The 25799-nt window shown below is 68.4% G+C and carries 31 protein-coding genes; 20 read left to right on the top strand and 11 right to left on the bottom strand.

Annotation, left to right across the window (positions count from 1 at the left end):
- Positions 1-9: 9 nt before the first annotated feature.
- A complete protein-coding gene (locus MRAB57_RS25860) occupies positions 10-828 on the bottom strand; it encodes a polysaccharide deacetylase family protein (RefSeq protein WP_077090867.1) in 819 nt (272 codons plus the stop codon).
- Positions 829-1210: 382 nt separating this feature from the next.
- On the opposite strand from MRAB57_RS25860, the gene MRAB57_RS25855 reads away from it, so the two are divergent.
- Both MRAB57_RS25855 and MRAB57_RS25850 read left to right on the top strand, forming a co-directional pair.
- Positions 1211-2191: a Rieske (2Fe-2S) protein gene (locus MRAB57_RS25855; RefSeq protein WP_077089877.1), complete on the top strand. Its 981-nt coding sequence runs from the start codon at positions 1211-1213 to the stop codon at positions 2189-2191.
- Positions 2188-2673 carry a hemerythrin domain-containing protein gene (locus MRAB57_RS25850; protein ID WP_077089876.1) on the top strand — a complete coding sequence of 162 codons (486 nt, stop codon included), beginning with the start codon at positions 2188-2190 and terminating at the stop codon, positions 2671-2673. The genes MRAB57_RS25855 and MRAB57_RS25850 overlap by 4 nt, the downstream gene beginning before the upstream one ends.
- Positions 2674-2677: 4 nt before the next feature.
- On the opposite strand, the gene MRAB57_RS25845 is transcribed toward MRAB57_RS25850, so the two are convergent.
- From MRAB57_RS25845 to MRAB57_RS25830, 4 genes are all read right to left on the bottom strand, one after another.
- Positions 2678-3385 (bottom strand): TetR/AcrR family transcriptional regulator, encoded by a 708-nt coding sequence (locus MRAB57_RS25845; protein ID WP_077089875.1) that lies wholly within the window; start codon positions 3383-3385, stop codon positions 2678-2680.
- Between the two features lie 159 nt (positions 3386-3544).
- Complete coding sequence (locus MRAB57_RS25840) at positions 3545-3766, bottom strand: hypothetical protein (RefSeq protein ID WP_077089874.1); 222 nt, start codon at positions 3764-3766, stop codon at positions 3545-3547.
- Between the two features lie 124 nt (positions 3767-3890).
- Positions 3891-4709: a class I SAM-dependent methyltransferase gene (locus MRAB57_RS25835; RefSeq protein ID WP_077089873.1), complete on the bottom strand. Its 819-nt coding sequence runs from the start codon at positions 4707-4709 to the stop codon at positions 3891-3893.
- On the bottom strand, positions 4709-5317 hold the full coding sequence (locus MRAB57_RS25830; RefSeq protein ID WP_077090866.1) for a DUF2249 domain-containing protein: 609 nt from the start codon (positions 5315-5317) through the stop codon (positions 4709-4711). Before MRAB57_RS25830 ends, MRAB57_RS25835 begins: the two co-directional genes overlap by 1 nt.
- A 53-nt stretch (positions 5318-5370) precedes the next feature.
- Between MRAB57_RS25830 and fdxA the strand changes: the two genes are divergently transcribed.
- From fdxA to MRAB57_RS25805, 5 genes are read left to right on the top strand one after another with little or no spacing between them, the layout of a single operon-like run.
- Positions 5371-5727 carry a ferredoxin gene (gene fdxA, locus MRAB57_RS25825; RefSeq protein ID WP_077089872.1) on the top strand — a complete coding sequence of 119 codons (357 nt, stop codon included), beginning with the start codon at positions 5371-5373 and terminating at the stop codon, positions 5725-5727.
- Positions 5728-5734: 7 nt separating this feature from the next.
- Positions 5735-6415, top strand: coding sequence for a helix-turn-helix transcriptional regulator (locus MRAB57_RS25820; RefSeq protein ID WP_245836011.1), 681 nt, complete (start codon positions 5735-5737; stop codon positions 6413-6415).
- Entirely contained in the window at positions 6412-6837 is a 426-nt protein-coding gene (locus tag MRAB57_RS25815) for a hypothetical protein (protein WP_077089871.1), read from the top strand. Before MRAB57_RS25820 ends, MRAB57_RS25815 begins: the two co-directional genes overlap by 4 nt.
- A 39-nt stretch (positions 6838-6876) precedes the next feature.
- A complete protein-coding gene (locus MRAB57_RS25810) occupies positions 6877-7224 on the top strand; it encodes a cupin domain-containing protein (protein ID WP_077089870.1) in 348 nt (115 codons plus the stop codon).
- 5 nt (positions 7225-7229) lie between these two features.
- Positions 7230-8171, top strand: coding sequence for an NAD(P)H-dependent flavin oxidoreductase (locus MRAB57_RS25805; protein ID WP_077089869.1), 942 nt, complete (start codon positions 7230-7232; stop codon positions 8169-8171).
- On the opposite strand, the gene MRAB57_RS25800 is transcribed toward MRAB57_RS25805, so the two are convergent.
- A complete protein-coding gene (locus MRAB57_RS25800; RefSeq protein WP_245836009.1) occupies positions 8168-8884 on the bottom strand; it encodes a helix-turn-helix transcriptional regulator in 717 nt (238 codons plus the stop codon). The genes MRAB57_RS25805 and MRAB57_RS25800 overlap by 4 nt on opposite strands.
- A 92-nt stretch (positions 8885-8976) precedes the next feature.
- Between MRAB57_RS25800 and MRAB57_RS25795 the strand changes: the two genes are divergently transcribed.
- Positions 8977-9444 (top strand): DoxX family membrane protein, encoded by a 468-nt coding sequence (locus tag MRAB57_RS25795; RefSeq protein ID WP_077089867.1) that lies wholly within the window; start codon positions 8977-8979, stop codon positions 9442-9444.
- Here the strand turns inward: MRAB57_RS25795 and MRAB57_RS25790 are convergent.
- Positions 9426-9929, bottom strand: coding sequence for a DUF1990 domain-containing protein (locus MRAB57_RS25790; RefSeq protein WP_077089866.1), 504 nt, complete (start codon positions 9927-9929; stop codon positions 9426-9428). The genes MRAB57_RS25795 and MRAB57_RS25790 overlap by 19 nt on opposite strands.
- A 56-nt stretch (positions 9930-9985) precedes the next feature.
- On the opposite strand from MRAB57_RS25790, the gene MRAB57_RS25785 reads away from it, so the two are divergent.
- The 8 genes from MRAB57_RS25785 to MRAB57_RS25750 all read left to right on the top strand — a co-directional run bounded on the left by MRAB57_RS25785 (position 9986) and on the right by MRAB57_RS25750 (position 17987).
- A complete protein-coding gene (locus tag MRAB57_RS25785; protein WP_077089865.1) occupies positions 9986-10852 on the top strand; it encodes an aldo/keto reductase in 867 nt (288 codons plus the stop codon).
- A 24-nt stretch (positions 10853-10876) separates the two neighbouring features.
- Complete coding sequence (locus tag MRAB57_RS25780) at positions 10877-11500, top strand: PaaI family thioesterase (protein ID WP_077089864.1); 624 nt, start codon at positions 10877-10879, stop codon at positions 11498-11500.
- 106 nt (positions 11501-11606) lie between these two features.
- On the top strand, positions 11607-13661 hold the full coding sequence (gene thrS / locus MRAB57_RS25775) for a threonine--tRNA ligase (RefSeq protein ID WP_077089863.1): 2055 nt from the start codon (positions 11607-11609) through the stop codon (positions 13659-13661).
- Positions 13654-14220 carry an ATP adenylyltransferase gene (locus tag MRAB57_RS25770; RefSeq protein WP_077089862.1) on the top strand — a complete coding sequence of 189 codons (567 nt, stop codon included), beginning with the start codon at positions 13654-13656 and terminating at the stop codon, positions 14218-14220. Before thrS ends, MRAB57_RS25770 begins: the two co-directional genes overlap by 8 nt.
- The gene (gene pgsA, locus MRAB57_RS25765; protein WP_077089861.1) at positions 14217-14882 is read left to right on the top strand and encodes a phosphatidylinositol phosphate synthase; all 666 of its coding nucleotides are present in this window, start codon (positions 14217-14219) and stop codon (positions 14880-14882) included. The genes MRAB57_RS25770 and pgsA overlap by 4 nt, the downstream gene beginning before the upstream one ends.
- Positions 14879-15829, top strand: coding sequence for a phosphatidylinositol mannoside acyltransferase (locus MRAB57_RS25760; RefSeq protein ID WP_077089860.1), 951 nt, complete (start codon positions 14879-14881; stop codon positions 15827-15829). Before pgsA ends, MRAB57_RS25760 begins: the two co-directional genes overlap by 4 nt.
- Positions 15829-16953: a glycosyltransferase family 4 protein gene (locus tag MRAB57_RS25755; protein WP_077089859.1), complete on the top strand. Its 1125-nt coding sequence runs from the start codon at positions 15829-15831 to the stop codon at positions 16951-16953. The genes MRAB57_RS25760 and MRAB57_RS25755 overlap by 1 nt, the downstream gene beginning before the upstream one ends.
- On the top strand, positions 16953-17987 hold the full coding sequence (locus MRAB57_RS25750) for an NUDIX hydrolase (protein WP_077089858.1): 1035 nt from the start codon (positions 16953-16955) through the stop codon (positions 17985-17987). The genes MRAB57_RS25755 and MRAB57_RS25750 overlap by 1 nt, the downstream gene beginning before the upstream one ends.
- 1 nt (position 17988) lies before the next feature.
- Here MRAB57_RS25750 and MRAB57_RS28705 read toward each other — a convergent pair whose 3' ends face one another.
- On the bottom strand, positions 17989-19200 hold the full coding sequence (locus tag MRAB57_RS28705) for a PE-PPE domain-containing protein (RefSeq protein ID WP_077089857.1): 1212 nt from the start codon (positions 19198-19200) through the stop codon (positions 17989-17991).
- Positions 19201-19214: 14 nt separating this feature from the next.
- Positions 19215-20279: a PPE family protein gene (locus MRAB57_RS25740; RefSeq protein WP_077090864.1), complete on the bottom strand. Its 1065-nt coding sequence runs from the start codon at positions 20277-20279 to the stop codon at positions 19215-19217.
- A 181-nt stretch (positions 20280-20460) separates the two neighbouring features.
- Here MRAB57_RS25740 and pdxS point away from each other — a divergent pair, with 181 nt between their 5' ends.
- The 4 genes from pdxS to MRAB57_RS25720 all read left to right on the top strand — a co-directional run bounded on the left by pdxS (position 20461) and on the right by MRAB57_RS25720 (position 23739).
- Positions 20461-21372 (top strand): pyridoxal 5'-phosphate synthase lyase subunit PdxS, encoded by a 912-nt coding sequence (gene pdxS, locus MRAB57_RS25735; protein ID WP_077089856.1) that lies wholly within the window; start codon positions 20461-20463, stop codon positions 21370-21372.
- 9 nt (positions 21373-21381) lie between these two features.
- Complete coding sequence (tesB, locus tag MRAB57_RS25730) at positions 21382-22218, top strand: acyl-CoA thioesterase II (RefSeq protein ID WP_077089855.1); 837 nt, start codon at positions 21382-21384, stop codon at positions 22216-22218.
- A gap of 2 nt (positions 22219-22220) precedes the next feature.
- On the top strand, positions 22221-22817 hold the full coding sequence (gene pdxT / locus MRAB57_RS25725) for a pyridoxal 5'-phosphate synthase glutaminase subunit PdxT (RefSeq protein WP_077090863.1): 597 nt from the start codon (positions 22221-22223) through the stop codon (positions 22815-22817).
- A gap of 166 nt (positions 22818-22983) precedes the next feature.
- The gene (locus tag MRAB57_RS25720) at positions 22984-23739 is read left to right on the top strand and encodes a YebC/PmpR family DNA-binding transcriptional regulator (RefSeq protein WP_077089854.1); all 756 of its coding nucleotides are present in this window, start codon (positions 22984-22986) and stop codon (positions 23737-23739) included.
- A 6-nt stretch (positions 23740-23745) separates the two neighbouring features.
- Here the strand turns inward: MRAB57_RS25720 and MRAB57_RS25715 are convergent, their stop codons facing one another.
- Positions 23746-25338 carry a polyamine aminopropyltransferase gene (locus MRAB57_RS25715; protein ID WP_077089853.1) on the bottom strand — a complete coding sequence of 531 codons (1593 nt, stop codon included), beginning with the start codon at positions 25336-25338 and terminating at the stop codon, positions 23746-23748.
- Positions 25335-25790: a DUF350 domain-containing protein gene (locus tag MRAB57_RS25710; protein ID WP_077089852.1), complete on the bottom strand. Its 456-nt coding sequence runs from the start codon at positions 25788-25790 to the stop codon at positions 25335-25337. Before MRAB57_RS25710 ends, MRAB57_RS25715 begins: the two co-directional genes overlap by 4 nt.
- Positions 25791-25799: the final 9 nt, after the last annotated feature.

Genomic DNA, 25799 nt, shown 5'->3' with positions numbered 1-25799 from the left:
AACTGGCGATCATCCGGCGGATCTTGAAGCGGGGTGCGAACTTTCGGGTCGCAGGAAGACGTCGTTGAGCGTGACGGTGCGCAGCCGCCGTGCCCGGATGATGTCCACCAGCTGCCCGTACACGCGGGTGACGGGCGTGTGGTTGAGGTGCCCGATCACCACGTTCTGCGGGGTGAAGGACGCAGACGCCATGCTGACGATCTCGGCTTCGGAAATCAGGGCGGAGTCGCGTAAGTCGCCGTGCCACAGTGTCGGTACCCGGTAGCCGAGATCGGCGGCGACCCCGTCGACGGTGGCGTTGTGGTGGCCGTAGGGCGGCCGGAAATACGGTGTGGCGTCCACGCCGTAGGTATTCCGCAGAAACGCGTCGGTGCTCTTGAGTTCCTGGGCGACCTGGCCCGACGACAGCCTGGTCAGGTCGGCGTGCGTCCAGGTGTGGTTGGCCAGCTGAATCTGCCCCGAATCCACCAGCGGCCGGATCGCGGCGGCGTTTTCGGTCCAGGAGCGATAGGCCGCGGTGACGAAATACGTGAGCCGTACGCCGGTGTCCTTGGCGAACTTGGTGTACAGCCGCACGACTTCGGTGTCGACACCGTCGTCGACCGTCCACGCCAGCAGATCACCGTCGCCGGGCAGCGTCTTGAGCACCGTGCCGCCGGGGAGCGCGACCCGCGAGCCGGGGCCCGGCGGCGGCAACAGCTTCGGCGGCGTCGGAACGATCGGACCGGGCGCGGACCCTTGCACGTCCGCATGCGCAGTGGAGTGCGACGCGAGCCCGCCGGCCGCCACCGTTGCGGCCAATGCGACCAGGAACCGCCGCCGATCCAATTCGGTCACGCGGGTGCTCCTGAATCTGCGGCCAATTAAGGCGGCCCAGAACGACATTGGGCCAAGTACCTGTTGAGGTTAAGTTCGCCGCATCACGATCCCGTTACACATGCGTCGAGTGTCGCCGACGGATACCAACATGTGACCGTTCCGCGACGGTTAGTCGGCCCGAAGGCGGGGAATCCTGATCGAGGCCGGGTGGACAGCGTCCTGGGAGGATTCTACGAGCGAATTCACAGGCGGCGCTCAGTTACGGCTACAGGGGGCGCGGTTACGTTGTTCACAGAGCCCTCTCAGCCCATGTGAGTGCGATCTGACGCGCGGTGAATGAACCCAAGGTGCGCCTGCGCCCGTCATCTCTTTAGGGGAAGGACTGTTGTCCATGGTTGACCGGTCTGCCGGCAGTCGATTCCAGAAAGTAGGACGACAAGTGGTATCCGCGATCGGGCGGCAGGAATGGCTGGACCGGCCCAGCTATCGGCTCGAGCACCTGCTGAGTTTCGGCTACAACAGCCTGGGCCGGGCCCGCAACACGGTCACCAACGCGCTCAACGGCGTCTGGCTCGGACACCCGGTGCACCCTCCGCTGGCCTCCCTGACGAGCGGGGCGCTCGGCACGACGGTCGCGCTGGATGCGCTGAGCCTGCTGCCCGGCCAACCCAAATCAGAGGTCGTCGACGCGTCCCGGTTCGCCGCGCGGTCCCTCGGGGTGGGGATCCTGGCCAGCATCGGCTCGGCCATCACCGGCGCCACCGACTGGCAGCACACCCACGAGGAAGACCGGCGAGTGGGCCTGGTGCACGGCGTGGTCAACCTGGCCGCGACCGCGCTGTACGCGCAGTCCTGGTGGGACCGTCACAAGGGACGTCACGGCCGCGGGATTGCGCTGACCGCGCTTGGCTATGCGATCACGGTCGGTGGCAGCTACCTGGGCGGGGCGCTGGTCTTCGAGTCCGGGATCGGCATCGACCAGTCGGGCCAGCGGCTGCGCACCACCGAGTGGACTCCCGTCTTGCCGGCCAGCTCGCTGAACGGCAAGCCGGTGCGGGTCGAGGTCGACGGAGTGGGGCTGGTGGTGTGTCAGACCAAACCCGGCGAGGTCTCCGCTTTCGGCGAGTTCTGCCCGCATCTGGCGGCCCCGATGGCCGACGGCTGGGTCGATCGCGGCCGGCTCGTATGTCCTTGGCACGGTTCGTGGTTCGCGACCGATTCGGGTCAGGTGGTGCGTGGGCCCGCGGCAGCTCCGCTGCCGTATTACGAGGCGCGGGTCATCGACGGTGTCGTCGAGGTCCGCGGCGACGAGCATCCCACTCCCGGCCGGGGGACCGCGATCGGAAACGTTGGAAACGGAGCAGGCAAATGAACGCGTACGACGTGTTGAAAGACCACCATGTGGTGATCAAGGGCCTCGGTCGCAAGATCAGCGACGCGCCGGTCAACAGCGAGGAGCGCCATGCGCTGTTCGACGACCTGCTGATCGAGCTCGACATCCACTTCCGCATCGAGGACGACCTGTACTACCCGGCGCTCGGTGCCGCGACCAAGCTGATCGCCGTGGCCCACGCGGAACACCGCCAGGTGATCGACCAGCTTTCGGTGCTGCTCAAGACCCCGCAGACGGCGCGGGGCTACGAAGACGAGTGGAACTCCTTCAAGACCGTGCTGGAGGCGCACGCCGACGAGGAGGAGCGCGACATGATTCCCGCGCCCCCGCCGGTGAAGATCACCGACGCGGAGCTCGAGGACCTTGGCAACAAGATGAACGACAAGATCGAGCAGTACCGCGGCTCGGCGCTGCACAAGCTGCGCACCAAGGGGCGCGCGGCGCTGGTCCGCGGGTTCTGAGCGATCAACCCGGCGCGACGAACCGGGCTTGCCGCAACAGGTTTCGAGTGTCGGCCGCGACCTGACCGTCCTCGTAGATGCTGGCCAACCAGATGTGGACCAGCGCATCGATCACGCGGTCCTCGGCGATCGACCCTTCCTCGGAGGTGAACGTCGCGGCCATCAGCCGCTCGCTCAGCATGTTCAATGCGACCGAAAGATCCTCGGCCGGAACGGTATTGGGCGCGACGCCGCGCTCGCGCTCGGTCTTGATGGCCAACGTGGTGAACGAGATCCACCGCTGCATCAGCGTCGACCACGACTGCCGGACCTCGGGGTTGGTGGCTTTGGCCGCGGCGCCCGCGACGGCGACCGCCCGGTGCGAACCCGATACCTCGAAGAACGCCTCGATGCGGCTGCGCCACAGCACCGCGGGATCGCCGGATAGCTTGCCGCGCAGCAGCTTGAGCGTGGTGTGCGCCTTGGTGTTCATCTGGTCCAGCAGCGACAGCAGCACCGCGTTCTTGGACTGGAAGTAGAAGTAAAAAGTGGGGCGGGAGATACCCGCCCCTTTGGCCAAGTCGTCCACCGAGAAGTCGGCCAGCGGCCGCTCCTGCAGCAGCCGCTCGGCGGTGGCCAGGATCGCTTGCTCGCGGTGGTCACCGGAATGATGCGACGAACGGCGGCCGCGAGAGGCCTGCACGTAGCCGCGTGGCACCGGGCGGTCGGACACGCCAGATACTGTATGGGCCCGTCGACATATGCCAGGCAAATTGTTGATTAAGTCCAACGATAATGTCGATTAAGTTCGACGGTTTGTCGAGAATTATCGACGAGTTTGTTGACGCAGTCGACCGTCCTGTCGACTCTCGCGGGTGCCGCGGCTTCGGTGTCAGCGAGCGATGGGGGAACCCGCCGCCAGGCCCCGGCACGCCATTATGCGATTCAGCACGTCATTGCAGAGGTCACCGTCGTCGGACCCCAGCCGCCGCAGGAAGGCGTGCAGCCGCCGGTCCAGCGGCCAGTCGGCATAAATAGGGCCGGCATACGGCGAATCCAGGAAATCCCGCGCGAAAGTATCTATGTCAGCCTCGATGAACAACGTCCGCGCCATCCCGCATAAGCCGCATGCTCCTTTTGTTCGGCCACGATTCGCCGCAGTCAACCTACGTCAGAACCGGCCGTTGTTTTATCACGCCAGCATTGCGGAAAGGAGCCAAGTCTGCGTCGCGAAAATGTCAGCCGGGTTTGCGGGCGACGATCGCGACCGCGGCCAGCCGGTCGCGATGCTTGCGGAACGTCTGGCGCATCGCCAACACCCGCTTGCGCGCATCACGATGCAGCGCAACGTTTTTGGCGAACCGCAGGGCGCCGAACAGCCCCTCGTCGGCGATCATTCGCCGCGGCTGCAGCAGCGCCATCGGCGCGGTCGCGACCTGGTCGACCTCCAGTCCGTGCTCGGTCAACAGCTGCGACCATTCGGCGATGGTCAGCGGGCGGGCGTTCACCTTGATCGACCGGGCCAGCGACTGGCGGATCTCGCTGCCTATCTCCTCGGGGACGTCGTCGGGCGTCAGCGCGAGCTCGTGGATCGCGTAGCGACCCCCCGGCCGCAGCACCCGCGCCGCCTCGGCGACGATGGCGTGCTTGGCCGCGTCGCCCTGCATCGTCAGCATCGCCTCTCCGACCACCACGTCGCGGCTGCCGTCGGGCAATCCGGTATCGGCGGCGTCGGTGACCCGCACGGTTCCGTCCTTGGCCCCGCGGTCGGCGAGGACACCGCGCACCGTGTTCGCCGCGTCGGGATCGGCCTCGGCCCCGACGTAGGACCGCGGCCCGCGGGCCAGGATCTCGCCGGCGGTGCGGCCCAGGCCGGGCGCCAGCTCGAGCACGTCGGCGTCGGCCAGTTCGGCGCGGGCAAGCAGGGTGCGGGTGAGTTCGACGCCGCCGGGGCGCAGCACCCGCTTGCCGAGCCGCGCGAGCAGCCAATGGCCCGCGACGGACTCGTCGGAGCGATTCGACATGGGGCCCGGTGCGCCGGCTCGCTGTGCGCCCATCAGACTGCCTGCCGCGCAACGGGTTTGGCGGCCTCCAGGACGAGCGCTTGCCGACGTTGATGCACGGTTAAATACCTTAGCCCATCCGGACCCGCGGTGAACTGGCGTTTTGACCGCCTGGGCAGCCACAGCAGGGCACCGGGGGACAGGTGCACGGTGCCGGTTTCGGTGGTCAGGCCGCCGCTGCCGGACAGCACATGGATCAAGACGTCCAGATCGGGTCCGGCGTGCGAGTCGATGCGGCCGCCGGCCGGCAGCGCGATGACGTTCGAATCCAGGTCGCGCTCGCGGGCTTCGAGCCTCCAGACGGCCCCGGTCGCGTCCGGCCCGGATGTCGCGGTCAGGTCCACGGTGTTGGCCAGCACGCGGGGCAGGGGGGTGGAGGTGAGCTTGCTGATCCGAATCCGCCAGACGGGGCCCTTTTCCAGGTACTCCCAGCCGTAGCTGGCGGGGTGGTCGGCGTCGAACTCCGCGCGCAGGTGCTTGGGATCGTGGTTGTTCACCAAGACGAACGATTCGCCCACCGCCAGCGCGGCATACGTCGTGAAAATCGTCGGGTGTTTGTCCGGCTTAGGCAGCTGCCGGACGTCAAGTTCGTTGTCGGCCACGGGTTTCCCGCCCTTCATAGTTTTCACAAACTCTATTGTGTAAACTGTAGCGCATGACGTACGTGATCGGGAAGCCATGCATCGACGTGATGGACCGGGCCTGCGTGGACGAGTGTCCGGTGGACTGCATCTACGAGGGTGGCCGGGCGCTCTACATCCACCCCGACGAATGCGTCGATTGCGGCGCGTGCGAACCGGTTTGTCCCGTCGATGCGATTTACTACGAAGACGACCTGCCCGAGGAGCTCCAGCCGTATCTGGACGACAACGCGGCCTTCTTCACCGAAACGCTGCCGGGGCGCGATGGCCCCCTGGGTTCTCCGGGCGGGGCAGGCAAGCTCGGTGCGCTGGGCGTCGACACGCCACTGGTGGCGGCCGAGCCCAGGGCCGAAGGCGCTGAGGGAGGGTGAGGGGTACGTGACGTCCGAGGTCTCGTCCAGCGGGGAAACCGCCGGTCGCCGCCGCGAGGTACTGCGCGTGCTGCGCGCGTCGGTCGACCCCATGACCATCGCCGCGATCGCCGACGTGCTGGGCGTGCACCCGAACACCGTGCGCTTTCACCTCGACAGCCTGGTCGGCGACGGCCAGGTGGAACAGGTCGAGTCGGGCCGCAAGGGTCCGGGGCGGCCGCCGCTGTTGTTCGGGGCGGTCCGCCAGATGGATCGCGGCGGGGCGCGGCGCTATCGCCTGCTGGCCGAGATTCTGGTGCAGGCGTTCGCCGCCGAGAAGGATCCGCGCGCCAAGGCGCTGGCCGCCGGGCGGGCCTGGGGCCGGACGCTGGACCCGCGGCCGAAGCCGTCGCCGCGCGACGCCGCGAACCCCGACAAAGTCATCGGCCGCCTCGTCGATGTGCTCGACGAGCTCGGCTTCGCCCCCGAGCGCAGGCGATTCGACGGGCAGCAGCAGATCGGCTTGCGGCACTGCCCGTTTCTGGAACTGGCCGAAAACCGCACCAGCGTCGTGTGCCCCATCCATCTCGGGCTGATGCAGGGGGCGCTGGAGACGTGGGACGCCCCGGTCGCGGTGGACCGCCTCGACGCCTTTGCCGAGCCCGATCTGTGTTTGACGCACCTCAAGCTGGAAGCAGTGGGCAAGTGAGCACCGCATCGGCGATCGCCGTCGCTGTCACCTTCGTCTGGCTCGGCATGGTGTTGGCCATCTCGTTCCTGGAGGCGCCGCTGAAGTTTCGCGCGCCCAACGTGACGCTGCAGATCGGGCTCGGCATCGGGCGACTGGTGTTCCGCGCGCTGAACACGGTGGAGGTCGTTTTCGCTCTGGTGCTGCTGGCGATCCTGCTGTCCGGGCCGACGCCGGCGCGGATCGCCGTGGCGTTTGCCGTCGCCTTCGTCATGCTGGCCATCCAGCTGATCGCGGTGCGCCCACGGCTGACCCGCCGTTCGGACCAGGTGCTAGCCGGCAACGACGGGCCCCGCTCCCGGGTGCACTACGTCTACGTTGGTCTAGAGGTGGTCAAGGTGGCGGCGCTGATCGCGGCGGGGATACTGCTATTGACCGTCTGAGACTCCCAACGGCCCACCTACACACCAAGGAGACTCACTATGGACTCGATATCCCTGAGCGGCCTGGCCGACGAAAAGCTCGCCGAGGCGGCGAAGTCCCACAGCGGTCGCGCCGCGCACACGATCCACGGCGGTCACGCCCACGAACTGCGGCAGACCGTGCTGGCACTGCTGGCCGGCCACGACCTGTCCGAACACGACAGCCCGGGTGAGGCGACGCTGCAGGTGCTGCGCGGTCACGTGCGCCTGACGACCAACGGCGATTCCTGGGACGGCAAGACCGGCGACTACGTCGCGATCCCGCCCGAGCGGCATGCCCTTGCGGCAGTTGAGGATTCGGTGGTCATGCTGACCGTGTTGAAGAGCATTCCGTCCCAATCCCATTAGCTGCGATGCTAGCCACGCCCTGGTCGAGAAGTTTCGGCCTGCCAGTACCCATCCTCAACGCCCCGATGGGCGGGGTTGCCGGCGGCCGGTTGGCGGCCGCGGTCACCGCCGCGGGCGGCTTGGGCATGGTCGGTATGGGCAGTGTGGCCACGCGCGAGCTGCTGCGGGCCCAGCTGCGGCACGTGCGCGGGAAATTCGGAATCGGCTTGGTGGACTGGGTGATGCGCAACGAGGAGGGCCTGCTGGAGGACGCCCTGGCCGCGGGTCCCGGTCTGCTGTCGGTGAGTTTCGGCACCGACTTCTCCTGGGTCGACAAGGCACATGAGGCCGGAATCGCCACTGCCACACAGGTATACGACGGGCTGGGGGCGCGGCAGGCCGCGGATGCGGGCGTCGACATCCTGGTCGCGCGCGGGTCCGAGGGTGGCGGTCACGGGGACGCCGCCCTGGGCACGCTGCCGGTGCTGGACGCCGTGCTCGACGTCGTGTCGGTGCCGGTGCTCGCCGGTGGCGGCGTCGCGTCGGCACGCACCCTGGCCGCCGTGCTGGCCGCCGGTGCCAGCGGGGCGTGGGTGGGCACCAGGCTGGCGGCGTGCCCGGAAGCGCTGACCGGCGAAGGCAGCCGCCAGGCGCTGATCGCGGCGCAGTCCACCGACACCGCCGTCACGCGCGCTTTCGACGTCGCCGAGGGTCTGCCCTGGCCGGCTCGGTTCCCCTCGCGCGTGTTGGCCAATGACTTCGTCACGCGCTGGTCGGGCAACGAAGAGGCGCTCGACCCGTCGGCCTGCGACGAGCTCGCCGCGTCGATCGCCGCCGACGACCGCAGCATCGCCCCCGTCGATGCCGGGCAGGGCGTCGGCATGATCCGCGACGATGCGTCGGTGGGCGAGGTCATCGAGCAGATGTGCGCGGGCGCCGAAAAGCTGCTCAGCGGCTGGGGTTCCTAGCCGTTTCGCCGGTGCGTGCGACCACCGGCGGTCAGCACGACACAACACCTGTCCGGCCCCGGGCAGAGCCGAACCTCGGGACCGTGCGGTGCCTGGGCCTTGGACACCCCGGAGATCAGCGCGTGGTTCATGTGGCACGCCAGCTCCGTCTGTTCGGCGGCCAGCGCGTGGAACGGGCAATTGGCCAACTCGACCTCGCCGTCGGCGGCGCGTGGCTCGTAGCCGTGCCTGCTCAGCAGCTCGACCGTCCGCTCCAGCGCAGCCCCCGGGTCGGCGGGCCGCCGGTCGCCGCTGCCAATCGCGTAGCCGTAGTCGTGGGCCAGCCGGTTGAGCACCTCGACGGCCGGCTCGTCGGTGCCGGCCGACTGCGCGATGGCCTGGGCCATCAGCCGCCCGGCCAGTTCGTATTCCCGTTGCGGCAGGCTGACCGCGATGTCGCGGCCGGCCCTGCGGTAGAGCTTGGACGTCCGTCCGGCCCCGGGCCCGGATCGGCCCGCCAGGCGCGCGTAATCGGCTTCCAACAGGCCATCGGCGGTGAGCCGGTCGAGGTGAAACTTGGCTTGGTGGTGGGGGATGTCGAGGGCGTCGGCGGCCTTGTCGCGGCTCACCGGATCCCGTTGGGCGCACACGAATTGATAGAGCTGGCGGCGCACCGGGTCGGCGAGGGCGCCGATCCCGGCGGCATCACGTTCCAAAGGTGGGGTGCTGTCCACGTCCGCGCCCATTTCTAACGGAAGAAAGTCTTGACGCTACAGTCTACAAAATCTAACGTAAAGAATACTATCCGTTAGAATTGGAGGCAGTCATGAGTACACGGCAGGCCGGTTCGGCACCAGCCCTGGCAGACCAGCTGAAGGATCCGGCGTTCTCGGCGTACTTCGCCCTTCGCACCGTTTTCACCATCGCGCCCATCGTGTTCGGGCTGGACAAGTTCTTCAATCTGCTCACCTACCCGCGCCACTGGAGCGTGTACCTGGCCGGCTGGATCCACGGCCTCATTCCGCTGAGCGCGGACCAGTGCATGTACCTCGTCGGGGCCATCGAGATCGTCGCCGGCGTGCTGGTCGCGGTCGCGCCGCGAATCGGCGCCTGGGTGGTCGCGGCGTGGCTGGCCGGGATCATCATCGACCTGGTCACCGGTCCGGGCTACTACGACGTCGCGCTGCGCGACTTCGGCTTGCTGGTAGGCGCTTTGGCGCTGGCCCGGTTGGCCCAGGGTGTGCACAGTGGCAGTGTCGGGGGCAGCATCGGCGGCTACACCGCGCGCAGGTAGCGCTGGGCGATCAGGCGCTGCATCACCCGCACCGCAGGCGTGCCGGCCTTGCTCCACCAGGCCGCGGGCTTCGAGAACGAGGACACCTCGGCGAACACCGCCGAGGTGTCCGGGTCGCGGCGGACGATGAAGCGTTCCTCGCCGGACTCCGGATGGCCGGGCAGCGTGCCGTAGCCGAACCCCCGGATGTCGGGCTCGTCGACGACGTACACCACCCGGCAGGGGGCCCGCAGGAAGCCCATCATCGTCACCACCACGATCGCGTCGACCGTGACGACCGGGGAGCTGGTCTGCACCCGCAAGCCGGCGCCGGTCTGCATGCCCCAGTGCAGGACCGCGTCGGCCGCCCGCTCGAAACGCGGCTGGCCCGTACCGATCTGGCGGGACACGGCGAGGTGGCCATAGCCCGCGGGTCGCTGGCCGCCCGCGGTCGCACCCACTTCCGAGTACGTCAGCGGAAGCTCCTCGAGCGCTTCTAGATCCACCAGCTCAGCTTGCCACGTCGGGAATGGCCGACGTATTCGCGGCGTAGTTTCGTGATGTGACCGAACAATCTGTTGCCCAAGCATCCGGAACCTTCACCCTCGGCGGCGATCTGACCGTCAACCGACTCGGCTTCGGCGCCATGCGCCTGACCGGAAAGGGCGTCTGGGGCCCGCCCACCGACCGCGACGAATGCGTCCGGGTGTTGCGCCGTGCCGTCGAGTTGGGCGTGAACTTCATCGACACCGCGGACTCCTACGGGCCCTACATCTCCGAGGACATCATCCGCGAGGCGCTGTATCCCTACGACGGGCTGGTGATCGCGACCAAGGCCGGCCTGCTGCGGACCGGGCCCGACGTCTGGATCGACCTGGGTAATCCGAGCTATCTGCGCCAGGAAGTCGAGATGAGCCTGCGCCGCCTGGCCGTCGAGACCATCGACCTGTTCCAGCTGCACCGCATCGACAAGAACTTCCCGCTGGCCGACCAGGTCGGCGAGCTGGTGAAGCTGAAGGACGAGGGCAAGATCCGGCAAATCGGCCTGTCGGAGGTCAACGTCGATCAGCTCAAGGCGGCCCAGCAGATCACGCAGATCGTGTCGGTGCAGAACATGTACAACCTGTCGGCGCGCGGGGCCGAGCCGCTGTTGGACGAGGCGACCAAGCAGGGCGTCGGGTTCATTCCCTGGTTCCCGCTGGCGGCCGGGCCGCTGGCGGCGGCCGATGGCCCGCTGCAGCGCATCGCGGCCGACCACCACGCGACGCCGTCACAGCTGGCGCTGGCCTGGCTGCTGAAGCGCTCGCCGGTGATGCTGCCGATCCCCGGCACCTCGAAGGTCGCGCACCTCGAAGAGAACGTCGCCGCCGCCGAGATCACCCTTACCGACGACGAGTTCGAGACCCTGGCGGCTGCGGGCGCGCAGTAAACCGCCGCTGGATACGGTGTCGGGGTGACGAGCGAACACGCCAAGCACCCCGGCGGCGGATTCAACCCACCCGTACCGACGACCAAGGGCGGGCCTGACTACGGCCGGTTCATCGACGCGGTGCGCAAGCTGCAGGATCACGCCCGCGCCGTCGACGCGCCCAACGGCATCATCACCGAGGCCGCGAACATGCTGGAGAAGGTGTCGGCGCTGCTGAGCCCCTTCGACGCCGACGAGTGGGAGTCACCGTCGGGGCGCCGGATGGACCTGCCGGTCCGCGGCAACATCCTGACGATCCCGTTGGAGTCCCGCAAGACGGAGGACGGGCGGATGGCGGGCACTGCCCGCTTCGGCCGATTCCACCTGGGGCGCAACGGCGCCGTGCACGGCGGGTCGCTGGGCATGCTGTTCGACACCGTGCTCGGCCTCACCGCGTCGGTGCTCACCGGAAGCCGGCGGCAGCGCACCGCTTACCTGAAGATCGATTACCGCAATATCGTGCCGATCGAAAAAGAGCTGCAGTTCGATGCGGGGATCGACCGGATCGACGGCCGCAAAATCTTCGTGTCCGGCAGGTTGACCGACGGCGACACGTTGCTGACCGAAGCGGATGCGCTGTTCGTGCAACTCAAGCCGGGCCAACCCTAGGACCGCGCGCCAGCCGTCATGCCTTGGGTTCTTCGAGGTAGGCCCCGATAGCATGGCATCGACGTCTTAGGACCAAACCAGAACTCGCACGCTTGGAGACCACTCGATGAGCGCCCCCGCCCAGTCCGTTCCCGCAGCCCCGATCCGGGTTCCTGCCGGGACCACCGCGGCCGCCGCGGTCGGTGAGGCGGGGCTGCCGCGCCGGGGCACGCCCGACGCGATCGTGGTGGTGCGCGACGCCGACGGCAAGCTGCGCGACCTGAGTTGGGCGCCCGAGGCCGACGCGGAGGTTGTCCCGGTCGCGGCCAACACCGACGACGGACGCAGCGTCATCCGGCACTCGGCCGCACACGTGCTGGCCCAAGCCGTCCAAGACATGTTCCCGCAGGCCAAATTGGGCATCGGGCCGCCGATCACCGACGGGTTCTACTACGACTTCGACGTGGCGGAACCGTTCACGCCCGAGGACCTGGCGAAGCTGGAAAAGCGGATGCGCCAGATCGTCAAGGACGGGCAGCTGTTCGACCGCCGGGTCTACGAGTCCAAGGACCAGGCCCGCGCCGAGCTGGCCAACGAGCCGTTCAAGCTGGAGCTCGTCGACGACAAGTCCGGCGACCCCGAAATCATGGAAATCGGCGGCGACGAGCTGACCGCCTATGACAACCTCAATCCCCGTACGCGGGAACGGGTTTGGGGCGACCTGTGCCGGGGTCCGCACATCCCGACCACCAAGCACATTCCGGCGTTCAAGCTGACCAGGAGCTCGGCCGCGTATTGGCGGGGCGACCAGAACAACGCCAGCCTGCAACGCATCTACGGCACCGCCTGGGAGTCGCAGGAGGCGCTCGACAAGCACCTGGAGCTGATCGAGGAGGCGCAGCGCCGCGACCACCGCAAGCTGGGCGCGGAGCTGGACCTGTTCAGCTTCCCCGACGAAATCGGTTCCGGCCTCGCGGTTTTCCACCCCAAGGGCGGCATCATCCGCCGCGAGCTGGAGGAGTACTCGCGGCGCAAGCACGAGCAGGCGGGCTACGAGTTCGTCAACACCCCGCACATCACCAAGGAGCAGCTCTACGTCACGTCGGGGCACCTGGAGTGGTACGCCGACGGCATGTATCCGCCGATGCACCTCGACGCCGAATTCAATGAAGACGGCACGGTGCGCAAACCCGGCCAGGACTACTACCTCAAGCCGATGAACTGCCCGATGCACCACCTGATCTACCGGTCGCGGGGCCGGTCGTATCGCGAACTTCCGTTGCGGCTCTTCGAGTTCGGCAGCGTCTACCGCTACGAGAAGTCCGGTGTGGTCCACGGGCTGACCCGGGTGCGCGGCATGACCCAGGACGACGCCCATATCTACTGCACGCGTGAGCAGATGCGCGACGAGCTGACGTCACTGTTGCGTTTCGTGCTCGAGTTGCTGGCCGACTACGGCCTCAACGACTTCTATCTGGAGCTGTCCACCAAGGACCCGGACAAGTACTCCGGCTCCGACGAGATGTGGGACGAGGCCACCGCGGTGCTGCGCGAGGTCGGCGAGGCATCCGGCCTGCAACTGGTGCCCGACCCGGGTGGCGCGGCCTTCTACGGCCCGAAGATCTCGGTGCAGGTCAAAGACGCGCTGGGCCGCAGCTGGCAGATGTCGACCATCCAGCTCGACTTCAACATGCCGGACCGCTTCGAGCTGGAATACACCGCCGCCGACAATTCGCGGCAGCGGCCGGTGCTGATCCACCGGGCGCTGTTCGGGTCGATCGAGCGGTTCTTCGGCATCCTCACCGAGCACTACGCCGGTGTGTTCCCGGCCTGGTTGGCGCCGGTTCAGGCGGTCGGCATCCCGGTCGCCGACGAGCACATCCCCTACCTGGAAGACGTTGCCGCGCAACTTAAATCGCACGGGGTTCGCGTCGAGGTGGACACCAGCGACGACCGGATGGCCAAGAAGATCGTGCTGCAAACCAACCAGCACGTGCCGTTCATGCTGCTGGCCGGCGACCGCGACGTGGAGGCGGGTGCGATCAGCTTCCGCTTCGGCGACCGAAGCCAGATCAACGGCGTGCCCGTCGCGGCCGCGATCGATACCATCGTGAAGTGGATCGCCGACCGCGAGAATGCCGCTCCCACAAAAGAACTGGTGAAGGTGGCCGGCGGTGAGTGAGCACGTCGAGCGCTCGGACGACAGCATCGTCGACAGGGGAGTCGGGGACAGCGATCACCTGCAGCGGCTGTGGACGCCGTACCGGATGACATACCTGGCCGAGTCGCCGATGAAGCGCGACAACGGCAAACCCGACGAGCCGTTCACCGACATCCCGCGGATGCCCGACGAGGAGGGTCTGGTGGTGGCCCGTGGCGAACTCGTCTATGCCGTGCTCAACCTCTACCCGTACAACCCCGGGCATCTGATGGTGGTGCCGTATCGGCGGCTGTCCGAAATCGAGGACCTGACCGAGGCCGAGAGCGCGGAGCTAATGGCGTTCATTCAGAAGGCGATTCGCGTCATCAAGAACGTGTCGCGTCCGCATGGCTTCAACGTCGGGCTCAACCTGGGGACCTCGGCCGGCGGCTCGCTGGCCGACCACCTGCACGTGCACGTGGTGCCGCGGTGGGGCGGCGACGCGAACTTCATCACCATCGTCGGCGGCGCCAAGGTGATTCCGCAGTTGCTGCGCGAGACCCGGCAGCTGCTGGCGACCGAGTGGGCGAAACAGCCATGAGTAAAGCGCCCTTCCTGTCCCGGGCCGCATTCGCGCGGCTCACCACTCCGACAGCCAGGGCACTGCTTCGGGTGGGCCTGACGCCCGACGCCGTCACCATCCTGGGCACGATCGCCTCGGTGGCCGGGGCGCTGACGCTGTTCCCGATCGGCAAGCTGTTCGCCGGAGCGTGTGTGGTCTGGTTCTTCGTGATCTTCGACATGCTCGACGGCGCGATGGCGCGGGAACGCGGGGGCGGCACCCGCTTCGGCGCGGTGCTGGACGCCACGTGCGACCGGGTCAGCGACGGCGCGGTGTTCTGTGGCCTGCTGTGGTGGATTGTCTTCGGCCTGCACGACAGGCTGCTGGCGGTGGCGACGCTGATCTGCCTGGTCACCTCCCAGGTGATCTCCTACATCAAGGCCCGTGCCGAGGCCAGCGGGCTGTGCGGCGACGGCGGCATCATCGAACGCCCGGAACGGCTGATCATCGTCCTGACCGGCGCCGGGGTGTCGGACTTCCCGTTCGTCGCGTGGCCGCCGGCGCTGCCGGTGGCGATGTGGGTGCTGGCGGCGGCCAGCCTCCTCACCTGCGCGCAGCGGCTACACCGGGTGCGGACCTCGCCGGCGGCGACCGAGCCGTTGCCGCCCGGCCCGCAAAGCCAGGAAACGAGCGAGCCATGATCTCGACTCCGGCAAGCCTGAAGGCCCTCGCGGATCCGCGCCGCCTGCTGACGGACACGGCGACCGACTGGGCGTATGCGACCGGCTGGCTGGCCGTGCGCGCCGCGCCAGAGTTCTTCGCGCGCAATGTGTTCGACGCCGGCGCGCGTTACGCGGCCCGCGGGGGCGGCCCGGAACAGCTACGCAAGAACCTGGCGCGCGTCATCGGGGTGCCGCCGGCCGAGGTTCCCGACGAGTTGATGAAGGCCTCGCTTGCGTCCTACGGCCGCTACTGGCGTGAGGCCTTTCGCCTCCCCACGATGGACCACCGCGCGCTGGCCCGGCGGGTCGACGAGACGTTCCGGGGGGCCGACAACATCGACGCGGGCTTGGCCCGGGGCCGAGGGGTCGTGCTCGCGCTGCCGCATAGCGGCAACTGGGACATGGCCGGGATGTGGCTGGCGCAGACCCGCGGCACCTTCACCACCGTCGCGGAAAGGCTCAAACCCGAGTCGCTGTACCGGCGTTTCATCGAATACCGCGAAAGCCTGGGTTTCGAGGTGCTGCCGACGGCGGGCGGTGATCGGCCGCCCTTCGACGTGCTGTGCGAGCGGCTCCGCGATAACCGTGTGGTCTGCCTGATGGCCGACCGGGATCTGACCCGCACCGGGGTCGAGGTCGATCTCTTCGGCGAACCCACCCGCCTGCCGGCCGGGCCGGCGAAGCTGGCGATCGAGACCGGCGCCGCCCTGATGGCCGCGCACTGCTGGAACGAGCCCGACGGTTGGCCCGTCCAGATATTCGATCCGCTGGACTGCTCGAGCGGTGACGTGAAAGCCATCACGCAGTCGCTGGCCGACCAGTTCACCATCAACATCGCCGCCCACCCCGCCGACTGGCACATGCTGCAGCCGCAATGGCTGGCCGATCTGTCCGACGCCCGACGGGCCAGGTTGGACGGCGCCTGATGCGGATCGGCATGGTCTGTCCGTACTCGTTCGACGTGCCGGGCGGGGTGCAATCCCATGTCTTGCAGCTCGCTGCGGTGATGCGCGCCCGCGGGCACGAGGTCAGCGTCCTGGCCCCGGCGTCCCCGCACGTTGCCCTGCCCGAGTACGTCGTCTCGGCCGGCAAGGCCATCCCGATCCCGTACAACGGGTCGGTGGCGCGGCTGCAGTTCAGCCCGGCCGTGCACGGCCGGGTGCGGCGGTGGCTGACCGAGGGCGATTTCGACGTCCTGCATCTGCATGAGCCGAATGCGCCCAGTTTGTCGATGTGGGCGCTGCGGGTCGCCGAGGGGCCGATCGTGGCGACGTTTCACACGTCGACCACCAAATCGCTGACGCTGTCGGTCTTTCAGAGCCTGCTGAAGCCGTGGCACGAGAAGATCATCGGCCGGATCGCGGTGTCGGACGTGGCGCGGCGCTGGCAGATGGAGGCCCTCGGGACCGACGCGGTGGAGATACCCAATGGCGTCGACGTCGACGCGCTGTCGTCGGCGCCCCGGCTGGACGGGTATCCGCGGCCGGGCAAGACGGTGCTGTTCCTGGGCCGCTACGACGAGCCGCGCAAGGGGATGGAGGTGCTGCTCGAGGCGCTGCCCAAGGTGGTGGATCGCTTTCCGGATCTGCACGTGCTGGTCGTCGGCCATGGCGACGAGGCCGAGTTGCGCAGGCAGGCGGGCGAGTTGGCGAATCGGATGAGCTTTCTCGGATTGGTCGACGACGCGGGAAAGGCGTCGGCGATGCGCAGTGCCGACGTCTACTGCGCGCCCAACATCGGCGGGGAGAGTTTCGGCATCGTCTTGGTCGAGGCGATGGCCGCCGGAACCCCGGTGGTGGCAAGCGATTTGGACGCCTTCCGCCGGGTGCTGCGCGACGGCGAGGTCGGGCGGCTGGTGCCGGTCGGCGATGCCGGCGCGCTGGGCGACGCGCTGATCGAGATGGTGGCCGACGACGGGCTGCGCGAGCGCTACGTGGCGGCGGCCTCGACGGCGGTCGCCCGCTACGACTGGTCGGTGGTGGCCAGCCAGATCATGCGGGTATACGAGACGGTTGCCGGGTCGGGCGCCAAAGTCCAGGTGGCCAGCTGATGACCTGGCTGATGATCGCCGTCGGCGTGCTGCTCGCGGTGTTGGCCTTCGTCGGCGCGTGGGCCATTCGCACGGCCAACCGGCTGGACCGCCTGAACGTGCGCTACGACCTGTCCTGGCAGGCGCTGGACAGCGCGCTGGCCCGGCGCGCGGTGGTGGCGCGCGCGGCCGCGATCGACGCCTATCACGGTTCGGCGCAGGGCCGACGGCTTTCGGAGCTGGCCGCCGCCGCCGAGCGCGCCCCGCGACACGCGCGCGAGAACGCCGAGAACGCGCTGTCGAGCGCGCTGGCGATGGTCGATCCGGCGTCGTTGCCGGCCGGACTGATCGCCGAGTTGGCCGACTCCGAGGCGCGGCTGCTGCTGGCCCGCCGGTTCCACAACGACGCGGTCCGCGACACCCTCGCGCTGGCCGAGCGGCGTCCGGTGCGCGCGTTACGCCTCGGCGGAACTGCCGCGCTGCCAAGCTATTTCGAGATCGTCGAGCACCCGCACGCGTTGACCCACGGCGACCTGGGCGGGCTCAACCACCGGACGTCGGCCCGGGTGGTGTTGCTCGACGAGAGCGGCGCGGTGCTGCTGCTGTGCGGTTCTGATCCGGCGGTCACCGACGGCAGCGCACCGAAGTGGTGGTTCACCGTGGGCGGGGAGGTGCAGCCGGGGGAGCGGCTGGCCGAGGCCGCCGCGCGGGAGCTGGGCGAAGAAACCGGTCTGCGGGTCGAGGCGTCCGACATGGTCGGCCCGATCTGGCGGCGCGACGAGGTGTTCGAGTTCAACGGGTCGCTGATCGACAGCGAGGAATTCTTCTTCATCCACCGCGCGCGGCGCTTCGAGCCCGCCATCGCGGGGCGAACGGCCTTGGAGCGCAGCTACATTCATTGCCACCGCTGGTGTGGCGCCGACGACATCGCCGAACTGGAAGCGGCGGGCCAGACCGTCTACCCGCGCCAGTTGACCGAACTGCTCGCGGACGCGATCGCGTTGGCCGACAACCATGCCCCGGGCCAACTACCGCAGCTGCAATCGATCCGGTGAGCTAGACGGCGTCCACCAGACCGTTGGCGGCCAGCGGGGGCAATCCCGCGACCAGCGGGCTAATGATTCCGGCCGTCGCGCCCTGCCCCACGGCGGCGCCGATTGAGTGCAGCGCGGGCATCGCGAACGGATTGGTGTAGCCCAGGTCGACGATCGGCCGGAGGAACGGTTGCAGCAAGTCGGCCAGCGGGTTGCCCAGGATCGGAATCGCACGCAACGGATTGAGCAGCGGCAGGTTCGCGCTGCCGATCATGTAGTAGGTCGTGTTGCCGATGTGCTGCACGGTGGCCGCCGCGACCTGCGCGGCGCTGAGATAGGGCACGGTGGTGTGCAGGTCCGCGACGCCGAACAGGGCGTTGAGAACCGACGGAATATTGAACAGGGTCGACGGGAAGTTGCCGACGCCGTCGTATTGCAGCGTGTAAATGGACGTCGCGTACAGCGGGTTGACCGGCGTCACGACCTGGAACGCGCCGATGCCGGGGGCGAAGTGCGTCAGGATCCCGCCGGTCACGGGGTTGTTCGGGTCGGCGAGCAACACGAAGTTCAGCAGGTTGGGATTGGGCCGCAGGGCGGACGGCAGCGCGTCCAGATAACGCATTTCCATCGTCGCGATCGTCGCGCTCTGCGAATAGCCGACCACGACGACGCGGTTGCCCGCCGCGGTCTGCGTCATGATCGCGTTGTTCAGTATCGCCATGCCCTGCTGCACGGACTTGCCGAAGCTTTCGCTGCCGGTGAGGGGGAAGAACTGCTCGGGCGTCTTCAGGCCCACCAGGGTGTAGCCGGGGTAGTGCTGGGCGAGGTAGGCGTTGTCGATGGCGGTCAGGTAGGCGTTGCTGGGTGTCGAATCGCCGGTGCCGCCCATGATCAGCGCGACGTCGTTCGGCGAGGTGGCCGGCGAATTGGTCGTCAATTGCATGGTGGCGGCGTTGGATACCTCGGTTTCGGCGTAGGCGTTCTTCGCCGTGAGCAACGTCTGGACGAACTGGTTATGAAACATTTCCGCCTGCGCGCTGAGCGCCTGATATTGCTGCGCATGCGCGTCGAGCAGGGCGGCCGCTCGCACCGAGACCGAGTCCGTGCCCGGCGGCAGCACCCCCGTCGTCGGCGGCGCCACGGCGGTGTTCGTCGAGGTCAGCTCCGAACCGATGGTCTGCAGTTCATCGGCGGCTGTCCCGATCGCGTCGGGGTCGGTGATCACGAAGGACATGAGTGCCCCGCCCGCTAGCCGGGGACCTGGCGCGACAGCGCGCCCTTGCGGGCTGCGGCCACCGCCGGGGTGACCGCGCCGATGCCGCGTGCGGGCATGCCCATGGACGGCAGGGACGGCATCCGGGGCCCGGCGGGGGCGACCTGGCCGACGCCGGTGCCCGAGGCCGCGGCAGCCGTCGGCGCCGGAGGGGCCGCCGTCGCGGCGGGCCAGCTGGGCGGCACCGACAAGGGCCCGACGGACGCCGCGTGGCCGACGCCGGCCGAGACCACGCGGCTGGCGAGCTGCACCGTGCTTGCCCCGCCCGCGACGGGTCCGACCTGGGCGACCAGGCCCGGGGCCAGCGCCGGCATGCTGCCCGCGGCACCGCTGGTCAGCGGGTTGGCGCCCGTCATGACCTGGCCCATGACCATGTTCAGCGGTTCCATCGCCAGCTGGGCGGGCGCCGAGAGCATCTGCAGCTTGGACGCAGAGTTCGACAGCGTCTGGCCCAGCGACGAGAACAGCTGCTGTCCCGCCGAGGTGAAACTCGGGGCGGCGACGCTGGTCAGGGTCAGCGGCGGGTTGCCGAACGGCGTCCATTGGGCCGCCGCGGCCGTGGCGCCGGCGTCGTAGCCGGTCATCGCGGCGACGTCCTGGGCCCACATCTCGGCGTATTCGGCCTCGGTGGCCGCGATGGCCGCTGTGTTCTGCCCCAGGATGTTGGTCGCGATCAGCGTCGCCAGCAGGGTTCGGTTGGCCGCTACCACCGCCGGTGGCACCGTCGCGGTGAACGCCGCCTCGAACGCGCCCGCCGTCAGCCGGGCCTGGTTGGCCACCACCTCGGCGTTTGCCGAAGACGCGGTCAACCACGCGACGTAGGGCGCGGCCGCCGCGGCCATCGTCATCGAGGCCGGCCCCAGCCACGCGCCACTGGTGAGCGTCGAGACCGTCGATTGGAAAGAGCTTGCGGCCAAAGCCAACTCGGTGGCCAACACGTCCCATGCGGAGGCGGCGGCCCACATCGATCCCGATCGGGGCCCAGCGTAGATGCGCGCCGAATTGATTTCCGGCGCCATCAGCAGGTAATCCGGCAACATCCGGACCTCTTCTCGCACGAGCAAGAACGGCTGCGCAAACAGCCGATGAAATATCTAACACAATTTCGTCGTTTGCTCCACGGGCCGCGCAAGACGCATAGCTCCCGCTTAACGGCCGGAAAACCGATTTGTGCCCCACCACTAGAGTGGAAGCGCAACGGTTGAAGGAGAGAACAAGCCAGTGAACAGCGGCCCACAGTCGAGCCAGGCCGGCCAGATCGGAACGGCGCGCGTCAAGCGCGGCATGGCGGAGATGCTCAAGGGCGGCGTCATCATGGACGTCGTCACCCCGGAGCAGGCCCGGATCGCCGAAGGCGCCGGGGCCGTCGCGGTCATGGCGCTGGAACGCGTACCCGCCGACATCCGCGCCCAGGGCGGGGTGTCGCGGATGAGCGATCCGGACATGATCGAGGGCATCATCGCCGCGGTCACCATCCCGGTCATGGCCAAGGCCCGTATCGGGCATTTCGTCGAGGCGCAGATTCTGCAGAGCCTCGGGGTGGATTACGTCGACGAGTCCGAGGTGCTGACGCCCGCCGATTACACCCACCACATCGACAAGTGGAAATTCACCGTGCCGTTCGTGTGCGGTGCGACCAACCTCGGTGAGGCGCTGCGGCGGATCAACGAGGGCGCCGCGATGATCCGGTCGAAGGGCGAGGCCGGCACCGGCGACGTCTCCAACGCGACCACGCACATGCGCGCGATCGGCGGCGAGCTGCGCCGGCTGACGTCGCTGTCACAAGACGAATTGTTCGTTGCCGCCAAGGAATTGCAGGCGCCCTACGACCTCGTCGTCGAGGTGGCGCGGGCGGGCAAGCTGCCCGTCACGCTGTTCACCGCGGGTGGAATCGCGACCCCCGCCGATGCGGCGATGATGATGCAGCTGGGCGCCGAGGGCGTCTTCGTCGGGTCGGGCATCTTCAAATCCGGGGATCCGGCGCAGCGCGCCGCGGCGATCGTCAAGGCCACCACCTTCTACGACGACCCCGACGTGCTGGCCAAGGTGTCGCGCGGGCTGGGTGAGCCGATGGTGGGCATCAACGTCGAGCAGATCGCCCAGCCGCATCGCCTGGCCGAGCGCGGCTGGTAAAACAAGTTCGTGTCGATCGAAGAAATCCTTGATCTCGAGCAACTCGAGATCAACATCTATCGCGGCAGCATCTTCAGCCCGGAGTCCGGATTCCTGCAGCGCACCTTCGGCGGCCACGTGGCCGGCCAGTCGCTGGTGTCGGCGGTGCGCACCGTGGACCCGCAGTATCAGGTGCACTCGCTGCACGGGTACTTCGTGCGGCCCGGGGACGCCAAGGAACGCACGGTGTTCATCGTCGAGCGCGCCCGCGACGGCGGCTCGTTTGCGACGCGGCGGGTCAACGCCATCCAGCACGGCGAGATCATTTTCAGCATGGGCGCGTCCTTCCACGCCGACCAGGAGGGCATCCACCACCAGGACGTGATGCCGGCCGCCCCGCCGCCCGACGGGCTGCCCGGGCTCGACTCGATAAAGGTCTTCGACGACGCCGGCTTCAAGCAGTTCGAGGAGTGGGACGTCTGCATCGTGCCTCGCGAGCTCCTGACGCTGTCGCCCGACAAGGCCGCCCAGCAGCAGGTGTGGTTCCGCCACCGCGATCCGCTGCCCGACGACCCGGTGCTGCACATCTGCGCGCTGGCCTACATGAGCGACCTCACGCTGCTGGGATCGGCGCAGGTCACCCACCTGGACGTCCGTGAGCACCTGCAGGTTGCCTCGCTGGACCACGCCATGTGGTTCATGCGGCCGTTCCGCGCCGACGAGTGGCTGCTCTACGACCAGTCCTCGCCGTCGGCCAGCGGGGGCCGCTCGCTGTGCCAGGGCAAGATCTTCACCCAGACCGGCGAGATGGTTGCGGCCGTGATGCAGGAGGGGCTGACCCGCTACAAGCGCGGGTACCAACCGTGAGCCTGGGGCGTCCGACGATCGGGGTGCTGGCGCTGCAGGGCGATACCCGCGAGCACCTGGCGGCGCTGCGCGAGGCCGGGGCCGAGTCGATGCCGGTGCGCCGCCGCAGCGAGATCGAGGCGGTCGACGGGCTGGTCATTCCCGGGGGCGAATCGACCACGATGAGCCACCTGCTGGCAGACCTCGACCTGCTGGAACCGCTGCGGGCGCGGCTGGCCGATGGGCTGCCCGCCTACGGAGCGTGTGCGGGCATGATCCTGTTGGCCAGCGAGATCCTGGATGCCGGCGCCGACGGCCGGCAGGCCGTGCCGCTGTGCGGAATCGATATGACCGTGCGGCGCAACGCCTTTGGGCGACAGGTCGATTCGTTCGAGGGTGACATCGCGTTCTCGGGCCTCGATTCGCCGGTGCGTGCGGTCTTCATTCGGGCGCCGTGGGTGGAGCGCGTCGGCGAGGGGGTGCGGGTGCTGGCCAGCGCCGCGGGCCACGTCGTGGCGGTGCGCCAGGGCGCCAAGCTGGCGACGGCCTTTCACCCGGAGATGACCGGCGACCGCCGCATCCACCAGCTGTTCGTCGACATCGTCAAGGGCGAGGGCTAACGCCTCAGGGTGTCCCTGGCGTCCGGTGTGCGTCCACGGCGGCGATTTCCGGCGTGTCGCCACCCCCAGCGCACGCGCGACGCCCCCAACGCCCGGCGGCCGGGCGCGGACGTCCACGTAGACTCGTCTCGCGACTTTCCAGTAACAGAAGAGGTAGCAGACACCGATGAGCGGCCATTCCAAGTGGGCCACCACTAAGCACCAGAAGGCCGTCAAGGACGCGCGCCGTGGCAAGGAGTTCGCGCGGCTGATCAAGAACATCGAGGTCGCCGCGCGCACCGGCGGGGGTGACCCCACCGGCAACCCGACGCTCTACGACGCCATCCAGAAGGCGAAGAAGACCTCGGTGCCCAACGACAACATCGAGCGTGCCCGCAAGCGCGGCGCAGGCGAGGAAGCCGGTGGCGCCGAATACCAGACGATCATGTACGAGGGCTACGGGCCCAACGGCGTGGCGGTGCTGATCGAGTGCCTGACCGACAACCGCAACCGCGCGGCCGGCGAGGTCCGGGTGGCGATGACCCGCAACGGCGGCAACATGGCCGATCCCGGTTCGGTGTCCTACCTGTTCACCCGCAAGGGCGTGGTGACCCTGGAAAAGAACGGCCTCTCCGAGGACGACGTGCTGACCGCCGTGCTCGACGCCGGCGCCGAGGACGTCAACGACCTCGGTGAGAGCTTCGAGGTCATCTCCGAGCCGACCGACCTGGTCGCGGTGCGCACCGCGCTGCAGGACGCCGGCATCGACTACGACTCGGCCGAGGCCAGCTTCCAGCCGTCCGTCAGCGTCCCGGTCGACGTCGAGGGTGCCCGCAAGGTGTTCAAGTTGGTCGACGCGCTGGAGGACAGCGACGACGTGCAGAACGTCTGGACCAACGTCGACCTGTCCGACGAGGTGCTCGCCGCGCTCGACGACGAGTAGGCCCCGCTAGTCGTACCCGTGCCGCATGTCGTCGACGATGCGCGGATTGTCCAGCGTCGACGGGTCCAGCCGCCGCGGCCCGACGTCGTCGGAGAACACCGTCGCGGCCTGCAGCACCCGCTGGTTAAGGAAGCGCAGCGGCGGCGTGTTGGCCGGCATGGTCGGCGTCGGCGGGTCCGCGCCGCGGCGCGCCAGTGCAAAACCCCAGTCGCCGAAGGTGGGCACGTGCACGTGGTACGGCGTGACGGCGTAGCCGGCGGAACGGATCGTCGACACCGTCCGCCAGAACGCCGTCAGAGTGGAGAACGGGCTACCCGCCTGCACCAGCATCAGCCCGCTCGGCGAAAGAGCATGCGCGACAAGGGTATAGAACTCGGTGGAATACAGCCGGCCCAGTACGGGGGTGTCCGGGTCGGGCAGGTCGACGATGACGGCGTCGAATCCTTCGGGCGGGCGCAGCTCCGGATGCGGGGCGCGCAGCCAGCTCATCGCGTCGTCGATCACGACGGCGACCCGCGAGTTGTCCAGGGCACCGGCGTTGGCGTCGTGCAACGTGGTGCGGGCGATGTCGATCACCGCGGCGTCGAGCTCGACCTGCACGATCTTGTCAATGCCGGGCTGGCGCAACAACTCTCGCGCGGCCAAGCCGTCGCCGCCGCCGAGCACCAGCACCGAGTGCGCGCCTTGGCCGAGCGCGGGGTAGACGACACTTTCGGTGTAGCGGTATTCGTCCCGGGTGGAGAATTGCAGGCCGCCGTCGAGGTACAGCCGCGTGTCGTCGTTGCGGCGGGTGACCACGATTTCCTGGTAGGCGGTGTGCCGGTAGGCGATGATCGGATCGGCGTAAAGCCTTTGGCGGCTTGTAGTTTCGACGTCGTGCGAGCGCACCAGCAGCGTGACGAGCAGCGCGAGCGCGGCAGCCAGCGCGGTCAGCGCCGTCACCAGCTGCCGGGTCGACACCACGCGCCGCAACAAGAACATCGCCACGACCGCCGCGGCGACCAGGTTAATGATGCCGGTGGCCGCGGCGCCGCGGATCATCCCGAGCTGCGGCAGCAGCAGGAACGGCCACACCAGCCCGCCGATCAGCGCGCCCAGGTAGTCGGCCGCGTTGAGGTTGGCCAGCGTCCGGCCGGCATCGGTGGCTGGGTTTTTTGCGGCCGTCCGGCCGCTTTGCAGCAGCGTCATCAGCAGCGGCACCTCGGCGCCGACCAGGCCGCCGATCAGGGCGGTGCTGATCGCCAGCACCCACGTCGACCCGTCGACGAAGGCGAACACCACATACAGCGCCGCCGCGGACAGCCCGCCGATGATGCCCAGCAGCGCCTCGACGGCGATGAACGAGATGGCCGCGTGTCGCAGCAGCGGCTTGACCAGCAGCGCGCCCGCGCCCAGCGCGGCGATGTAGCCCGCCACGATCAGCGAGGTGGCGACGATGCCGCCGCCGTTGAGGCTCGCCGACAGCGTCAGTAGGGCCAGCTCGTAGACGATGCCGCATGCCGCGCACGCCGCGACTGCGGCCAGCAGCACCGCCCGCCAGCGCGCCGACGTTTCTCCTGCCCGGACCGCTTCGGGTGCCGGTGAATCGACCGACGTCATGACACCGCGGCGGCCGTCACACCTCCCACGGCCAGCAGCATCATCGCCACCGCGAACGACCCGGGGTGCAGCGCCGGGTCGTCGACGTGCTCGTGGAAGTTGCCCGGTATCAGCACATGCACCGTCAGCAGCGCGATGGCCAGCAGGATCACTCCCATCAGGCCGTAGACCGCCACGCCCAGCAGCCCCTGGCCCAGCTGGCTGTAGGAGTTGGCGATCGCGCTCACGATGACGACGGTGAGCGCGATGTACATCGCGCAGGCGACGACCACCGCGTTCGGCCGGCGATCGACGAACACCAATTGGCGCAGCTTCCCGGGCGTCAGCAGGTCGACCATGTAGAACCCGATCAGCAGGACGCCCATGCCGACCAGGAAGTACAGGATCGTCGCGACGACGCCTTTCAGGATTGGGTTGACGTCGATGTTTCCGATCTCGAGGGCAAGGTACATAGCTATCTC

It is taken from the genome of Mycobacterium rhizamassiliense (assembly GCF_900157375.1).
In the GTDB taxonomy this organism is placed as follows: Bacteria; Actinomycetota; Actinomycetes; order Mycobacteriales; family Mycobacteriaceae; genus Mycobacterium; species Mycobacterium rhizamassiliense.
This window is presented reverse-complemented; position numbering and strand designations above follow the sequence as displayed.

What these genes read in the sequence shown, in the direction of transcription:
- MRAB57_RS25760 (WP_077089860.1), top strand. Translation starts at nt 14,879, where the DNA reads ATGATCTCGACTCCGGCAAGCCTGAAGGCCCTCGCGGATCCGCGCCGC.
- MRAB57_RS25855 (WP_077089877.1), top strand. Translation starts at nt 1,211, where the DNA reads ATGGTTGACCGGTCTGCCGGCAGTCGATTCCAGAAAGTAGGACGACAA.
- MRAB57_RS25835 (WP_077089873.1), bottom strand. Translation starts at nt 4,709, where the DNA reads ATGGGCGCACAGCGAGCCGGCGCACCGGGCCCCATGTCGAATCGCTCC.
- pgsA (WP_077089861.1), top strand. Translation starts at nt 14,217, where the DNA reads ATGAGTAAAGCGCCCTTCCTGTCCCGGGCCGCATTCGCGCGGCTCACC.
- MRAB57_RS25710 (WP_077089852.1), bottom strand. Translation starts at nt 25,790, where the DNA reads ATGTACCTTGCCCTCGAGATCGGAAACATCGACGTCAACCCAATCCTG.
- MRAB57_RS25715 (WP_077089853.1), bottom strand. Translation starts at nt 25,338, where the DNA reads ATGACGTCGGTCGATTCACCGGCACCCGAAGCGGTCCGGGCAGGAGAA.
- MRAB57_RS25720 (WP_077089854.1), top strand. Translation starts at nt 22,984, where the DNA reads ATGAGCGGCCATTCCAAGTGGGCCACCACTAAGCACCAGAAGGCCGTC.
- thrS (WP_077089863.1), top strand. Translation starts at nt 11,607, where the DNA reads ATGAGCGCCCCCGCCCAGTCCGTTCCCGCAGCCCCGATCCGGGTTCCT.
- MRAB57_RS25840 (WP_077089874.1), bottom strand. Translation starts at nt 3,766, where the DNA reads ATGGCGCGGACGTTGTTCATCGAGGCTGACATAGATACTTTCGCGCGG.
- MRAB57_RS25805 (WP_077089869.1), top strand. Translation starts at nt 7,230, where the DNA reads ATGCTAGCCACGCCCTGGTCGAGAAGTTTCGGCCTGCCAGTACCCATC.
- MRAB57_RS28705 (WP_077089857.1), bottom strand. Translation starts at nt 19,200, where the DNA reads ATGTCCTTCGTGATCACCGACCCCGACGCGATCGGGACAGCCGCCGAT.
- MRAB57_RS25850 (WP_077089876.1), top strand. Translation starts at nt 2,188, where the DNA reads ATGAACGCGTACGACGTGTTGAAAGACCACCATGTGGTGATCAAGGGC.
- MRAB57_RS25795 (WP_077089867.1), top strand. Translation starts at nt 8,977, where the DNA reads ATGAGTACACGGCAGGCCGGTTCGGCACCAGCCCTGGCAGACCAGCTG.
- MRAB57_RS25810 (WP_077089870.1), top strand. Translation starts at nt 6,877, where the DNA reads ATGGACTCGATATCCCTGAGCGGCCTGGCCGACGAAAAGCTCGCCGAG.
- MRAB57_RS25755 (WP_077089859.1), top strand. Translation starts at nt 15,829, where the DNA reads ATGCGGATCGGCATGGTCTGTCCGTACTCGTTCGACGTGCCGGGCGGG.
- fdxA (WP_077089872.1), top strand. Translation starts at nt 5,371, where the DNA reads ATGACGTACGTGATCGGGAAGCCATGCATCGACGTGATGGACCGGGCC.
- MRAB57_RS25750 (WP_077089858.1), top strand. Translation starts at nt 16,953, where the DNA reads ATGACCTGGCTGATGATCGCCGTCGGCGTGCTGCTCGCGGTGTTGGCC.
- MRAB57_RS25740 (WP_077090864.1), bottom strand. Translation starts at nt 20,279, where the DNA reads ATGTTGCCGGATTACCTGCTGATGGCGCCGGAAATCAATTCGGCGCGC.